At 63.4% G+C, this 14,032-nt stretch carries 12 protein-coding genes; 4 read left to right on the top strand and 8 right to left on the bottom strand.

Annotated features, from left to right (window positions below):
- Positions 1 to 9 precede the first annotated feature (9 nt).
- The 7 genes from NY023_RS03410 to NY023_RS03380 form a co-directional block, all read right to left on the bottom strand.
- Positions 10 to 1,053: a homoserine dehydrogenase gene (locus NY023_RS03410; RefSeq protein WP_013970806.1), complete on the bottom strand. Its 1,044-nt coding sequence runs from the start codon at positions 1,051 to 1,053 to the stop codon at positions 10 to 12.
- 209 nt (positions 1,054 to 1,262) lie between these two features.
- A complete protein-coding gene (locus NY023_RS03405) occupies positions 1,263 to 1,700 on the bottom strand; it encodes an Lrp/AsnC family transcriptional regulator (protein ID WP_013970805.1) in 438 nt (145 codons plus the stop codon).
- On the bottom strand, positions 1,697 to 3,085 hold the full coding sequence (locus NY023_RS03400; RefSeq protein ID WP_013970804.1) for a threonine synthase: 1,389 nt from the start codon (positions 3,083 to 3,085) through the stop codon (positions 1,697 to 1,699). The genes NY023_RS03405 and NY023_RS03400 overlap by 4 nt, the downstream gene beginning before the upstream one ends.
- Positions 3,086 to 3,108: 23 nt before the next feature.
- Positions 3,109 to 3,993 carry a LysR substrate-binding domain-containing protein gene (locus NY023_RS03395; protein WP_013970803.1) on the bottom strand — a complete coding sequence of 295 codons (885 nt, stop codon included), beginning with the start codon at positions 3,991 to 3,993 and terminating at the stop codon, positions 3,109 to 3,111.
- 37 nt (positions 3,994 to 4,030) lie between these two features.
- Positions 4,031 to 5,479 (bottom strand): amino acid permease, encoded by a 1,449-nt coding sequence (locus NY023_RS03390; protein WP_013970802.1) that lies wholly within the window; start codon positions 5,477 to 5,479, stop codon positions 4,031 to 4,033.
- 143 nt (positions 5,480 to 5,622) lie between these two features.
- On the bottom strand, positions 5,623 to 6,894 hold the full coding sequence (locus tag NY023_RS03385; RefSeq protein WP_013970801.1) for a cystathionine gamma-synthase family protein: 1,272 nt from the start codon (positions 6,892 to 6,894) through the stop codon (positions 5,623 to 5,625).
- 169 nt (positions 6,895 to 7,063) lie between these two features.
- Positions 7,064 to 7,948: a homocysteine S-methyltransferase family protein gene (locus NY023_RS03380; RefSeq protein WP_013970800.1), complete on the bottom strand. Its 885-nt coding sequence runs from the start codon at positions 7,946 to 7,948 to the stop codon at positions 7,064 to 7,066.
- Between the two features lie 118 nt (positions 7,949 to 8,066).
- Between NY023_RS03380 and NY023_RS03375 the strand changes: the two genes are divergently transcribed.
- Both NY023_RS03375 and NY023_RS03370 read left to right on the top strand, forming a co-directional pair.
- A complete protein-coding gene (locus NY023_RS03375; protein WP_044046887.1) occupies positions 8,067 to 8,888 on the top strand; it encodes an ABC transporter substrate-binding protein in 822 nt (273 codons plus the stop codon).
- On the top strand, positions 8,885 to 9,706 hold the full coding sequence (locus tag NY023_RS03370; protein WP_013970798.1) for an amino acid ABC transporter permease: 822 nt from the start codon (positions 8,885 to 8,887) through the stop codon (positions 9,704 to 9,706). The genes NY023_RS03375 and NY023_RS03370 overlap by 4 nt, the downstream gene beginning before the upstream one ends.
- A 156-nt stretch (positions 9,707 to 9,862) precedes the next feature.
- Here NY023_RS03370 and NY023_RS03365 read toward each other — a convergent pair whose 3' ends face one another.
- The gene (locus tag NY023_RS03365; RefSeq protein ID WP_023663598.1) at positions 9,863 to 10,792 is read right to left on the bottom strand and encodes a malate dehydrogenase; all 930 of its coding nucleotides are present in this window, start codon (positions 10,790 to 10,792) and stop codon (positions 9,863 to 9,865) included.
- Between the two features lie 543 nt (positions 10,793 to 11,335).
- On the opposite strand from NY023_RS03365, the gene NY023_RS03360 reads away from it, so the two are divergent.
- Positions 11,336 to 12,634 (top strand): sensor histidine kinase, encoded by a 1,299-nt coding sequence (locus NY023_RS03360; RefSeq protein ID WP_230491489.1) that lies wholly within the window; start codon positions 11,336 to 11,338, stop codon positions 12,632 to 12,634.
- Entirely contained in the window at positions 12,619 to 13,968 is a 1,350-nt protein-coding gene (locus NY023_RS03355) for a sigma-54-dependent transcriptional regulator (protein WP_013970794.1), read from the top strand. The genes NY023_RS03360 and NY023_RS03355 overlap by 16 nt, the downstream gene beginning before the upstream one ends.
- Positions 13,969 to 14,032 lie beyond the last annotated feature (64 nt).

The raw sequence follows: 14,032 nt of genomic DNA, 5'->3' as shown, positions 1-14,032 counted from the left end.
GGTTGCTCCTCAGGCCGAGCGGCCAGCAGTGTGGATGGCGACGATATCCGACAACAGGGCGAATGCCGTTTCGACACGCCCCGCACCCGGGCCGGACACGGTTACAGCGCCCAGCAATTCGGTGTTGAACGCAACCGCATTGGTGGCACCGGAAATACCCGCCAGAGGGTGGTTGCCGGGCAACAGGCGCGCTTCGACGCTGGCACGCACCGAACCATCGGTTTCACGGCTGGCACTGCCGATCAGTTTCCAGCGCTGGCCCGCCGCCTGCGCTTGCTGGATAGCAGCGCTATCGAGGCTGCTGATCCCGCTGCAGGTCACATCACTCACCTGCAAGCAAGCGCCGAGCAGCTCGTTGGCAAGGATCACCACTTTCAGGCGTACGTCATACCCCTCCACATCGGCGCTCGGGTCCGCCTCGGCATAGCCAAGTGCTTGCGCCTGGGCCACTGCATCGGCAAAACCGAGCCCCTCTTCCATACGCGTCAGCACATAGTTGGAGGTGCCGTTGAGGATGCCCTCGAACCCCACCAGGCCTGCGCCGGCCAACGTCTGGCGCGCCATGCGCAGCACCGGCGTACCACTCATGACCGCGCCTTCGTACTCGAACGACACACCATTGGCCTTGGCCAGGGCCTTCAGCGCCGCAGCATGCAATGCGATCGGCCCCTTGTTGGTAGTGACCACGTGCTTGCCAGCTTCCAGCGCCCAACGGCAGAAGGTTGCCGCCGGTTCACCGTCCTTGGGGTTGGTGAATGTGGCCTCGGCGATGATGTCGGCGCCAGACTGCTTGATCACCGATTCGTTGAACGCTTCAGCCGAACCTTGCGGGATCTGCGCCAGCGCCCCCTTCTGAGCAGGCAGAGCAGCCAGCGTGGCCGCATCCAGGCCGTTGCGGTCGATTGCCGACCCCAGGAACAGGTCGGTGACGCCAACGATCTTCAGGCCAAAGCCCAGCTCTTGCTGCCAGCGCGCATTGCGTTCGGCGATCAGTTGGGCCAGGGCACGGTTCACACCGCCAAAGCCAACAAGTGCAATTTTGTATTCGGTCATGGTTCGCTGTCCTTTCCAGACGGTTGGTCGATGGGGACAAGCGTAAGAGCCGTGCAATGCCAGTTGAATATGGCAATCCGCTGTATTTACTGGCCAATCTGACCAGTAGCCGATGCACGCCTGAGCGCCGCCGGAATGCAAAACGCCGCCAGGGCGCAAACCCGGGCGGCGTTGTTGTAGCAATGGTTGCCAAAAGGCAAACGCGCGTCTCAGATCACCGAGGCCAGGACGAACGATGTCACGGTGTTCTCGACCCCTGGCATGGCGGCAATCTCCTTCCATACATGGTGCACCCGTTCCGGGCTGGAAGCCTCGACGCGCAGCAGCAGGTCGAATTCGCCGCTGAGCACTTCACACTGGATCACCTCGGGGATCTGGCGCAACGCATCGAGCACAGCCTCTCCGCGCATGCGGTCGTAGCGGTAGACGAAGATGACCGCGTTGATCAGCGAGGTCGGTCGTCGCCCCTCACCGATACGCAGGGTATAGCCCTGGATGGCCCCGTCACGCTCCAGGCGCTCGATGCGCTGGCGTACCGCATTACGCGACAGGTTCACCTTGAGCCCCAGTTCGGCATGGGCAATGCGTGCATTGGCGGTGAGTTCGGCGAGAATTCGCTCGTCCAGGGGGTCGAGGATGCGCTTCATCGTCCTGCCTGCAACCGGGCCAATATCTCATGAACCCCCGCCAGGTCCTCTGGCGCCAGCAGCGGCCCACTGCCCGCGCTGCCAACACCACAGGCCGGCACCTCGCCATGCCAGGCCCCAAGCTCCGCCAGCAACCCGGCAGACTTTTCCGGGGCAAACTGGCCCAGCGTGACGATCGGCGCACCAATGTTGCGCCGGTGCAGGCGCCCGGCGAATGCCCCGGTGGCAGCGTGTGGGTCTACTGCGCAGCCGGTTTCCTGGAACAGCGTGACGATTTCTTCGCGAATCAGCGCGTCATCCACGGCGTAGGAGTCGAACAGCATGCGCGCGTGCAGCCACTGGCGGTTGCCGATGCTCAACTCGCCACAATCCTCGAAATGCTCCATCAGTGCCCGGGTCGCCCCACCATCGCGGTCATACAGCTCCCAGACGAAACGTTCCAGGTTGGAGAACAGCGAAAAGTCCATGACCGGCGACAAGGTCTGGCTGGTGGAACCACGGCTGTAGCGATTGCAGTGGATGAACCGGTGCAAGGCATCGTTGCGGTTGGTGGAAACAATGATCTGGTTGATCGGCAGGCCCATTTTCTGGGCAATGAACCCCGCGTAGATCTCGGCAAAACTGGCCGTGGGGATGCTGAAACCCACCGGCCGAATCCCACCACCCAGCTGAAGCGCCGCGTGGAAATAGAACACGATCTGCGCCAGCACGCCGACCCAGTTGGTCGAGTTGAAGCTCACGGGAATCAGCCCGGGGCACGGCCATGCACGCAGCAACGTCGACACCAGTGACTGGCAGTCATCGAAGCTGCCGTCCACGGCCACGCAGCTCACGCTTTCGGAAGCAGCACTGCGCATCACCGCCGCCCGGTCGGCCGGTGTCCCGGCACTAGGGTAAAGCGCCAGCAAGCGTGCCGTAGGGCAATGCCGCAAGGCTTCGATAGCGGCCACCGCCGTATCGCCGTTGCTGGCACCGACCAGCATGACCCGTTCGCAATCGGGCCCCAGGAAATGGCGAATGAGCCGCGCCTGCAACTGCGCGGCGAAATCCTTGGAGGAACGGGTAGGCCCGTGAAACAGCTGCAGGATCCATTCGTTATGGCCAATCTGCTGCAACGGTGCGATGCCACGGTGCTTGAAGCCGCGGTAGCTGTCGCTTACCAGCGCCCTCAGGGTCGGCTCATCGAGCGTGTCGCCGACAAACGGCGCCATTACCCGCCAGGCCAGTTCGTCGAACGGCAACCACGACCAGCTGGCAATATCCTGCTGGCTGAACGTCGGCACCGCAGTCGGCACGTAAAGCCCGCCATCGTCGGCCAGCCCGGAAAGCAGCGCCGTGCGGAAATCAACCCGTGTCTCGTTGCCGCGCGTGGATGTGTACTGCATCGGTGCTCCAGGTAAATATTTGATTAACGGTGGGCCATCGCCACCAACCAGTGGCTGAAGGCTTGGGCATCCGTGGACAACGCCTCACCCAGGCCACGTACCAGGTAAAACGACTCGCTCGCCTCGATGCGCTGCGCAAAAGGCGCCACCAGCCGCCCCTCCTGCAGCAAGTCCTCGACCAGCGACGAGCGCGCCAGTGCCACCCCAAGCCCCAGTTCCGCCATGCGCAAGGTCGCCACCAAAGTGTCGAACTGCAGGCCGCTGGAAGAATCGACCTGATCGGCGCCTACCCGCTCCAGCCAGTAACCCCACCCCTCCTCGTAACCCAGCACGTGCAGCAAAGGGACGCGGGCCAGGTCGCGCGGCTCGCGTAGCGGGGAGCCGGCAATCAGCGCAGGCGAGCAGACTGGCACCAGCAGGTCGCGGGTCAGGCGCTGCGCCTCCACGCCAGCCCACTGGCCGCTGCCCCAGCGGATTTCCAGGTCATCCTCTGCATCCAGTTCCTTGACCCACAGGTTACTGATGTAGCGGATGTCCACCTGTGGGTGCGAACGGCGAAAATCGGCCAGGCGGGGCGCCAGCCAGAAATGCAGGAACGACAGGCTGCCGCGCACTTTCAGGGGCCGACGCTGGCGTTGCCCGAAAATTTCATTGGTGCCTACCGCCAGGCGGCTTATCGCATCCTGCACCACCGGCAGGTAGGACTGGCCTTCTTCGGTCAACCCCAGCCCCCGGGGCAGGCGCTTGAACAGCGCCACCCCCAACTGGCTCTCCAGGTGGCGGATCTGCTGGCTCACGGCCCCTTGGGTGAGGTGCAGTTCCTCGGCTGCATGGGTGAAGTTCAGGTAACGCGCCGACACTTCGAAGGCTCTGAGCCAGTTCAAGGGGGGCAGGGTTTTCTGGGTCATCGGCGGTTTCTCGTGGCAACGTTCCGGTGCCCTAGTATCACCCTGCTCTGGCGGCCTCGGAACCTGTTGCCAAGGCTTCCGGTTGCAGCGGGCGACGGTCGCGGTACTTGCGGGTCAGCCAGTAGGCCAGGTAACACCAGGCGATAAATGGAAGACCAAAGTACAGGGCCACGCGCTGGGCCGGGTCGAAGGCAATGCCGACGCAGGCCAGCACGCAGCAGAAGATGGCCGCCAGCGGCACGAACGGGTAGCCGCGCACGCGGAACTTGAGGTCTTCGAGCTTGCCGCCATTGGCGATGTAATGGCGACGGAATGCCATCTGGCTGGCCGCGATGCTGATCCACACCACCACCACCGCCAACCCGGAAATGGACACCAGCGCCAGGTAGATGGTGTCGGGGGCAAACACACTGCTCAGCAGCGATGCCATGCCACCGGCCATGCTCAGGACGATGGCATTGAACGGCGTGCCACGACGCGACAGCGCCGCGTACCGGCGGGGCATGTTGCCTTGGTCGCTGAGGGTCCACAGCATGCGCGCCGCAGCATAGAGCCCGGAATTGGCTGCCGACAGCAACGCAGTGATGATGACGAAGTTCATGATGTCTGCGGCATAGGGGATACCGATCATGGCAAACACCATCACGAACGGGCTTTCAACCAACCCTGCCTGTTCACGTGGCAACAAGGTTGCCAGCACGAAGATGGTACCGACGAAGAACAGTGCCAGGCGCAGGACCGTGGTACGGATGGCCTTGGGTACGTTCTTTTCCGGGTCGCGGGTTTCGCCGGCGGCGATGCCGATCAACTCGGTACCCGAGAACGCGAAGGCCACCGCCAGCAGGGTCATGGCAATCGACCAGAAGCCCGTAGGGAACAGCCCCTCGCGGGTGAAGTTGCCCAGCCCGACACTGTGCGCCTGGGTAATTTCGAAAACGCCCAGGATCGCGCCGCCGCCCACCACCAGGAAGGCAATCACCGCCAGCACCTTGATCAGTGACAACCAGAATTCGGTTTCGGCAAACGACCGCACCGAAATGATATTGCTGATGAACACCGCAAACCCGAACAGCGCACTCCATATCCACACCGGCGTATCGGGGAACCAGCGCACCATCAGGATACCGGCGGCGGTGAATTCCGAGCCGATGGCCACGGTCCAGGTCAGCCAGTACATCCAGGCCACCATGTAGCCTGTTCCCGGCCCGAGGTAGCGCGTGGCGTAACTGCTGAACGAGCCGACTTCCGGCATGTGTACCGCCAGTTCGCCCAGGCACATCATCACCAGGTAGACCATGATCGCGCCGAGGATATAGGCGATGACCGCCCCCAGCGGGCCCGCCTGGTTGACGGTGTAGCCCGACGTCAGGAACAGGCCGGTACCGATGACACCGCCCAGCGCCAGCATGACGATATGGCGGGTTTGCATATCCTGCTTGAAGCTATGCGCCGAAGCATTTCTCGTTGTCGTTGTCTGCAGGGACATTGTGGTTTACTCATGAAAGTTGGCGGGCAAGGACGTTGCAACGACCTCGTCTTGGCAGAGCGAAGCGAATTGCCTTGCATATTGTTTTTGTTCGACTTCATGAAGTGGCACCCACCGCAAGGAGCGGGTGCTACACGCCTGCCTCAGGCCTGTGCTTCGGCCAGGCAGGCGTCTTCGTCACCGTGCAATTCCTTTGCTGCGGCCAACTCCTGGCGCACCGATGCACAGGCCTGTGCCAGGTCTGCCAGCAGGTCCTCGGTGTCCTCGATGCCCACCGAAATGCGCACCAGCCCTTCGGAAATGCCCAGGGCCAGCCGTTCTTCGAGGGTGTTTTCCACATGGCTGGTGGTACGCGCCGGGCCGTAGATGGTTTCTACCGCGCCCAGGTTGCCCGCCCGATGGGCGTACTTCAGGCGCGGCAGCAGCCGCGCTACGGTGGGCATGCCACCTTTGAGCACGAAGCTGACAATGGCGCCGAAGCCACGCATCTGCGCTTTGGCAATCTCATGGCCCGGGTGCTGGGGCAACCCCGGGTAGTTGACCGCTTCGACCAGCGGTTCGGTAGTCAGGTAATGCGCCAGGGCCTGGGCACTGGTCTGTTGCTGACGCAGGCGCAGGGCCAGGGTCTTGATACCGCGGATGATCAGGTAGGCGGAAAACGGGTCCAGCGCCGCACCGTTGATCTCGCGGTAGTGGCGCACCTGGGCCATCAACGACTCGGCACCGCACACCACCCCGCCCAGTACATCACCGTGCCCGGACAGGAACTTGGTGGCACTGTGCACCACTACATCCACGCCCAGGGCCAGCGGGTTCTGGTTCAGCGGGGTGGCGAAGGTGTTGTCGGCCACCACCACGGCGCCAGCCTTCCGGGCGGCAGCGCTCAGGCGCTGGATGTCCAGTACCTTGAGCGTGGGGTTGGTAGGGGTTTCCAGATACAGCAGGTCGCAACCCGCGGCGATCTCGCGCTCCAGCGCTTCGGTGTCGAGGGTGTCGCACAGGCAGACCTGCACGCCCATGCGCGGCAGGAACTCTTCGAAGATCTTGTTGGTACCGCCGTAACTGTCGCGGGTCGATACCACACGCTTGCCGCTTGAGAGGAAGGTATGCAGCACGGCACTGATGGCAGCCATGCCGCTGCTGAATGCCACCGCCGACTCGGACTGTTCCAGCTCGCAGAGCTTGGCTTCCAGGGTAGCGACTGTCGGGTTGCTCATGCGGCTGTAGATGTAGCCGGGCAGCTTGCCCTGCGCCACGTCGTACCAGGCATCGATGTCGTTGTAGCCGTAGGCGGCACTGACCACGATCGGGGTCTGGGTAGCGTTGTACGGATGCTGAACCTGCTCCCCGCTCCACACCACACGCGTACCGATACCGGCCGCTGCATTGCCCTCGAATTTCTCGTTCTTGTTCATATCCGGTTCCCGCACCGCTGAGTTGTGTACACCGATTCGGCATCGGCTTTCAGCGGACTATAGGGGCATGGCGGGGGGACTGAAAAACGATGGAATCCGGGTCTGAGTAACGTTTTTTTTAATGGCTGGGGCCGAGCGGGTGCGGAAGCCGCCCTGCCCCTTCAAGGCTTTACGCCAGGTTGCGTTTCAGCTCGGCGATATGCTCCGGGCCAATGCCACAGCAGCCACCGATCATGCTGGCACCCCGTTCACGCCAGTCGCTGGCCCATGCCAGGTAACCCGGCGGGTCAAGGTCTTCGCGCAGCTCATCCAGGCCGTCGTTGGCGGTGGCTTCCTTCGGCTGCGGCGGGAAGGCATTGGCATAGGCGCCGATGGCGATGTCGGCGTTGTGTCGCTCGATTACCGAGCGCGCTACATCCAGTGCAGCGCCAATGACCTCGGGCTGGCTGCAGTTGAACAGCACGGCCGCCGCGCCCAGGCCGACCACGGCTTCGATGGCATCGGCCACCGGCTCACCGGAACGCAGGCGTGGCACCTCGTCGACTTCTTCGTCCTGCAGGGTGAACGACACCCAGAACGGCCTGCCGTCTGCCGGCAATTGGCCGTGAATGGCTCGCACCTCGGCAACCGAGCTCTGGGTTTCGGCCAGCCACAAGTCAACATGCGGGGCCAGGCCCTGCAGCAACGGGGCCAGCACCTCCTCGACGCGCTCGGGCTGGAACAGGTCCGGGCGATAGGAGCCGAACAGCGGCGGCAGCGAGCCCGCCACCTTGACCGGGTGTGCTGCGGTATCGGCGGCATGCCGCGCCAGCTGGCCTGCGATATTGGCCAGTTGTCGGCCTTCCTTTGCAAAACGCTCTTCGCCGATGTGGAACGGCACCACCGCATAGCTGTTGCTGGTAATGACCTGGGCACCGGCAGCGATAAACGCTGCGTGCACACCAACCACCGCTTCCGGCGCCTCGCTCAGCGCCAGCGCCGACCACTCGGGCTGACGAAACGGCGCCCCACTGCGCTGTAGCTCACGGCCCATGCCACCGTCGAGAATTACCATCGCTCGCTGTTTCATATAACTACTCTAAAGGTGCTTATGAATAAAATTCATTATGTAGGTGACATTTATAACTATTAAATACCGCTTCCTATAATTGGCCAACATTTCAGGTATGTCCATGCGATTTTCTACTGTGCTCGGTGCGGGCCTTGTGCTGCTCGCAACTGCTTCCCAGGCCTTTGCCGGTGCCACGCTGGAGCGGGTTGAAGCGCGCAAGGAACTGGTCAACGTTTTGATGGAAAGCTACCCACCGTTTTCCTTCCTCAATGACCAGAACCAGCTGGACGGTTTCGACGTGGATGTGGCCAAGGCCGTGGCGGACAAGCTCGGCGTCAAGCTGCGCCTGGAAACCCCTTCGTGGGACGTGATCGCCGCAGGCCGCTGGAGCGGCCGCTACGACATCTGCATCTGCTCGATGACCCCGAGCAAGGCCCGCGCCGAAGTGTTCGACTTCCCGGTGGAGTACTACGCATCGCCTGCGGTGATCGTGGTCAACGCCAAGGATGAGCGCATCCATGGCGCCAAGGACCTGGAAGGCCGCAAGGTAGGCCTGACCAGTGCATCGAGCTACGAGAGCTACCTGAACAAGAACCTGGTGATCGAAGGCGACGAAGACAAGAAGATCGAATACCCCTTCGATTTCGTGCAGATCGCGCCCTACGACACCGACAACGTCGCCTTCCAGGACCTTGGCCTGGGTGCCGGCGTACGCCTGGACGCCATCCTCACCAACCTGGTGACCGCGCAGCCGCGTCTGGACCAGGACAAGCGCTTCAAGCTGGCAGGTGCCCCGCTGTATGAAGAGCCGAACTCGGTGGCCATCGAGAAAGGCGACCCCGAGTGGGATGCCAAGGTGCGCCAGGTGTTTGCCGAGTTGAAGGCTGACGGCACCCTGGCCAAGCTGTCGCAGAAATGGATTGGCGCCGATATCAGCAAATGAGCACCTTCCCCTCCTCCCCCAAGCCCGTGGTCAAGCCCACGGGTGCCGGCCTGTTCGGTTTTCGCACCCGGCTGCTGCTGACCTGGCTGGCGCTGTTTGGCCTGTTCGTTGCGTTTTTCCTCAGTTTCGATCTGAAGTTCTCGATCATCCTGGAGAAGTTTCCGAACCTCGCCGGGTTCAAGCTGGGGCCCAACGGCTTTCTGCAAGGCGCGGCACTGACCCTGTTCCTTTGCCTGTGCTCGATGGTGGTGTCGGTGCTGTTCGGCTTCGCCGCCGCGCTGGCGCGGTTGTCGAACAGCGCGGTGCTGGTGGGTATCGCCAGCTTCTACACCTCGTTCTTCCGCGGCACACCCCTGCTGATCCAGATTCTGCTGATCTACCTGGGGCTGCCACAGCTGGGCCTGGTACCGGGCGCCATCAGCGCCGGCATCATCGCCTTGTCGCTGAACTACGGGGCCTACCTGAGCGAAATCTTCCGCGCTGGCATCCTCGGCGTCGCGCGCGGGCAACGTGAAGCGGCACTGGCGCTGGGCATGCGCACGCCGCAGATCTTCTGGCATATCGTCCTGCCCCAGGCCATGCGGGTGATCATTCCGCCTACGGCCAACCAGTTCATCTCGATGCTGAAGGATTCATCGCTGATATCGGTGATGGGGGTATGGGAGGTGATGTTCCTGGCGCAGTCGTACGGGCGGTCGAGCTATCGATACCTGGAGATGCTGACCACGGCGGCGGTGATTTACTGGGTGCTGTCGATCCTGCTCGAGCTGGTGCAGGCGCGGCTGGAGCGGCATTTTGGCAAGGCTTACCAGCGCTAGGGGCCAGGCTGGGTTGGCAGCCCCCCCTTATTGAATTGCACGTAAACTCATTGAATTAGCAGGGACACTGTGGGAGCGGCTTTAGCCGCGAACACCAGCGCAGCCGGTGCCATGCACCGCGTTGGATTCTTCGCGGCTAAAGCCACTCCCACAGCGTTACAGCGCCTTCATTTCAGCAATATCCCGCGCCACCTGATCAGCCGATTGGTCAAACATCGCCTGCTCCTGCGCATCCAGCGGCAACTCGATCACCCGCGCCAGCCCCTCCTCTGCCAGTACGCAGGGCACACCCATGGCAATATCCGTGCGCCCGTACTCGCCTTCCAGGATCGCCACCGCCGGCAAGATGCGGTTTCGCCCGTTGGCGATCGCATCGACCATCTGCGCAATCGCCACGCCCGGCGCATCGCAGGCGCTGCCCAGCTTCTTCAGCCCCAGGATCTCGCCACCACCCTTGCGGGTGCGCTCGACGATCTGCTCGATCTGCTCACTGGACAGGAAGTGCGACAACGGCACCGAACCGATCTGGCAGTAGCGCATCAGCGGCACCATGCTGTCGCCATGCCCGCCCAGGACCAGCGCCGTGATATCCCGGGCAGAGAACCCGGTCTGCTCGGCGATGAAACACTTCATGCGTGCGGTATCCAGCACCCCCGCCTGGCCGAACACCTTGGTGCGCCCCAGCCCGCTGAGGCTCCAGGCGCGATAGGTGAGCACATCGACCGGGTTCGACACCACCAGCACCGTCGCAGTTGGTGCATGCAGCTTGATGTCGGCCATGATGCCGTCGAGGATTGGCAGGTTGATACTCAGTACATCCTGACGTGACTGCCCCGGCTTGCGCGGCACGCCTGCGGTGATGACCACCAGTTCAGAGCCGTCCAGCATTTCAGCCTTGGCCCCGCCGTGAACCCGGGTATCGGAACCCGACTCGACTGCCGCCTGCCACACATCCAGCGCTTTGCCTTGCGCCATCTCGCCCTGCACATCCATCAACACCAGCTCACGGCACAACTCTTCCCGAGCGATGATCTGCGCTGCCGCCTCGCCGACCATGCCGGCACCCACGATTGTCAGTTTGTTCACACGACACCTCCCAGCGGCGCGCGCCACCAGGAACACGCCTGCAATACAGAGAAGTATCGCCTGCTGAGGCGAAAAGACCACACAAAGGCAAATGGAAGCGGTACGCGTACCCCGTGGGAGCGGCTTTAACCGCGAAGAATCCAACGCGTTGCCTGGCACCGGCTGCGCCGGTATTCGCGGCTAAAGCCGCTCCCACAAGGACCGCGCCACCTTCGAGTGCAGTGCAGTACCTGTGGGAGCGGCTTTAGCCGCGAAGAGGCCGGTGCAGGCTGGCCTAGAACTCGAAGGTACTGGACAAGCTCACCTGCCGCGCATCGCCAATGGCCACAAAGTACTGGTTCACCGCCAAGCGCCCACAGAGTCACTGCTAATTCAACCGACCCTGTCCTTGCACGGCGATTTTCCATCTGGCAAGGTTGCCAGCAGAACGCCCACCGACTGACCAGCGGTGCCCCACATCAAAGGAAACCTGACCTGTCACTGCAACCCTCCGTTCGCCGTGATCTGCTGATTCTGTGGCTTTCCATTGCCGCAGTTGCGCTTGTGCTGGGATGGCTGCTGCTGATAATCAGCCGCCAAGGCGCCGGCCCCCAGATTGCGCAGGCGCGCCAACTCACCTCGACCAGTTGCCAGGCGCTCCAGGCGGGTGCGGCACGGGTTCGCCAGCAGCTCCCGCCTGCACAAGACCACCCCGATCTCATGCCCCCCGCTGCCGCACAGGCAGTGCTGGATTTGGCACTGCGCGATCAGCCGGGCATGGAGGGCGGCTTCTGGCGAGCGGATGCGGGTGTGGTGGCCTACGCCTTCCCAACCTACGACGGCACGGGAATCAAACGCGACCCGCCGAGCGCTGAGTTGCAGCGCATTGCCTCCACGGCCCAGCGTGCGCAGGATTCTGCAGGCCTGGTGGCGGATGTGCGACCGGGCTTACGCGAAGCCGTGGCTTTCGCCGCCTGCCCCGTTCAGGCCTATGACCGGCAGCTGATCGCCTGGACCCTGATGCGCGTTCCGCTGTTGGCCACAGAAACAGTCAATACCTTGATACTCGCGGTAAGCCTGCTGCTGGCGCTGGTCGTTGTCTCCGGGGCATGGCTGGGCTGGATGATTTCGCGTTGGCAGCGCCAGTCGGCGCATTTGCGAAAGCAACTGGCCCAGTCCGAGCGCCTGGCCACGCTGGGGCGCGTTTCCGCCGGGCTTGCACACGAGATCCGCAACCCTTTGGGCACGATGCGCATGAAGGTGGAAAACGCGATGGCTGCCCCGGCTGACCGGCGCGAAGCACGTGTGGTTGGTGCCCTGGAGGCTGTACTTTCGCAAACGGCACGGCTGGAGACGCTGGTGTCGAGCCTGTTGGCATTGACCCAACCTTTCCGCGCCGAGCGCCAGGCAGTTGACCTGCAGGAATGGCTGGAGGAGCGGCGTAATGCCCACGCCGAAGCAGCGCAAAAGAAAGGCGTACGAATAACACTGGCCGTTGAACCGGAGCTGACCGCTAGCGCGAAGCAAGTTGCGCTGTTCGACCCGACACAAATGGCGCGGGTCTTTGACAACCTGCTGCTCAATGCGCTGGCGCACACGGAAGAACGCGGTGAAATCGAGCTCGGTGCACATCGCACGCACCGCGGCACATTGCTGTTGTGGGTGGCGGACGATGGTTCCGGCATTCCGCATGACCTGCGCGATACACTGTTCGAACCGTTCTCCACCAACCGCGCTGGTGGTACCGGCCTGGGGCTGGCGCTGGTGCGCGAGATCGTGCAGGGTCACGGCGGGCGGGTCGGTCTCGCCGAGTCGGCCAAAGGAACGCGCATAGAGATGGAGCTACCGTGGCCCGAATCCTGATCGTCGACGATGACGCCGCATTCCGCGACAGCCTTGCAGAAATGCTGCAAGACCTGGGGTATACGGTGCTGCAGGCTGAAACCACCGATGCAGGCCTGCACAGGCTGCGCACCGAGGACGTGGATGCGGCCATCGTCGATCTGCGGCTGCCGGGCGAGGATGGCCTGGTGTTCCTGCGCCGCGCGGCGCGCATCTCGCAGGTGCCTTGCATCATGCTCACCGCCTATGCGAGTGGCGGCAACACCATCGAGGCGATGAGCCTGGGCGCGTTCGACCACCTGACCAAGCCCGTGACCAGGGCCGCCCTGATCGAGACGCTCGAACGGGCCCTGCGACGGGCAGCCAAAACCCCAGACAACCCCCAGGCGGCCGGGGCATCACCTGCCGCAAAAGAGCCCGTGGATGGCACCGAACTGGTAAGCAGCAGCGAGGCCATGCGCCAGGTCTTCAAGCGTATCGGGCTGGCCGCGAACTCCGATGCCACTGCGTTGATCCTGGGCGAGACGGGCACAGGCAAGGAACTGGTCGCGCGTGCCTTGCATCGCAACAGCGGGCGAGCCACCGGCCCCTTCGTCGCCGTCAACTGCGCGGCGATCCCGGCCGAACTGATGGAAAGCGAGCTGTTCGGTCATGTCAAAGGCGCGTTCACCGGTGCCATCACTGAACGCACCGGGCGCTTTCGCGAGGCCGATGGCGGCACCCTGTTCCTCGACGAAATAGGCGATATGCCGTTGTCCACGCAGGCGAAGATTCTGCGGGTGCTGCAGGAACGCGAAATCACCCCAGTGGGCGCCAATCGTGCCCAGCCGGTGAACGTGCGCATCATCGTGGCCACCCACCGAGACCTGCCCAGCGCAGTCAAGGAAGGGCGCTTCCGGGAAGACCTGTGGTACCGCCTGCAGGTAGTACCCCTGTGGCTACCGCCGCTGCGTGAGCGCCTGGGCGACGTGCTGCTGCTGGCCGAACACTTTCTACGCCTGCTGGGCGGCGACTCGCCCAAGCGGTTGAGCGCGGCGGCAGCCCGGCTGCTGCTGGCCCATTCCTGGCCGGGCAACGTGCGCGAACTGCGCAATGCCATGGAGCGCGCGGCCATCCTCAGCCACGGCCCGGTCATCGAGGCCGAACACATCGGGTTGCAGACGGCGGCGGCGCCCACCCCGGGCCTGGACATTGACTGGGAAGGCCCAATGGCACAGGCCGTTGCCCAGCTGGAGCGCGAAATGATCGTGCGCGCCCTGGCTGCGACGGCGGGCAACCGCGCAGAGGCGGCGCGGCGCCTCGGTCTGTCCCGCCAGCAGCTCTACCGCAAGCTGGCCGAGTTCGATCTGGACTAACCCCTTCGCCCGCAAAGGGGGTGTCCGATTCCGTGACACCTTAGCGTCACGGAATCGGACGGCG

The organism is Pseudomonas sp. NBB (assembly GCF_032701105.1).
GTDB classification, from domain to species: domain Bacteria; phylum Pseudomonadota; class Gammaproteobacteria; order Pseudomonadales; family Pseudomonadaceae; genus Aquipseudomonas; species Aquipseudomonas asiatica.
The sequence above is the reverse complement of the archived record's forward strand: the minus strand, read 5'-3'. Positions and strand labels throughout refer to the sequence as shown.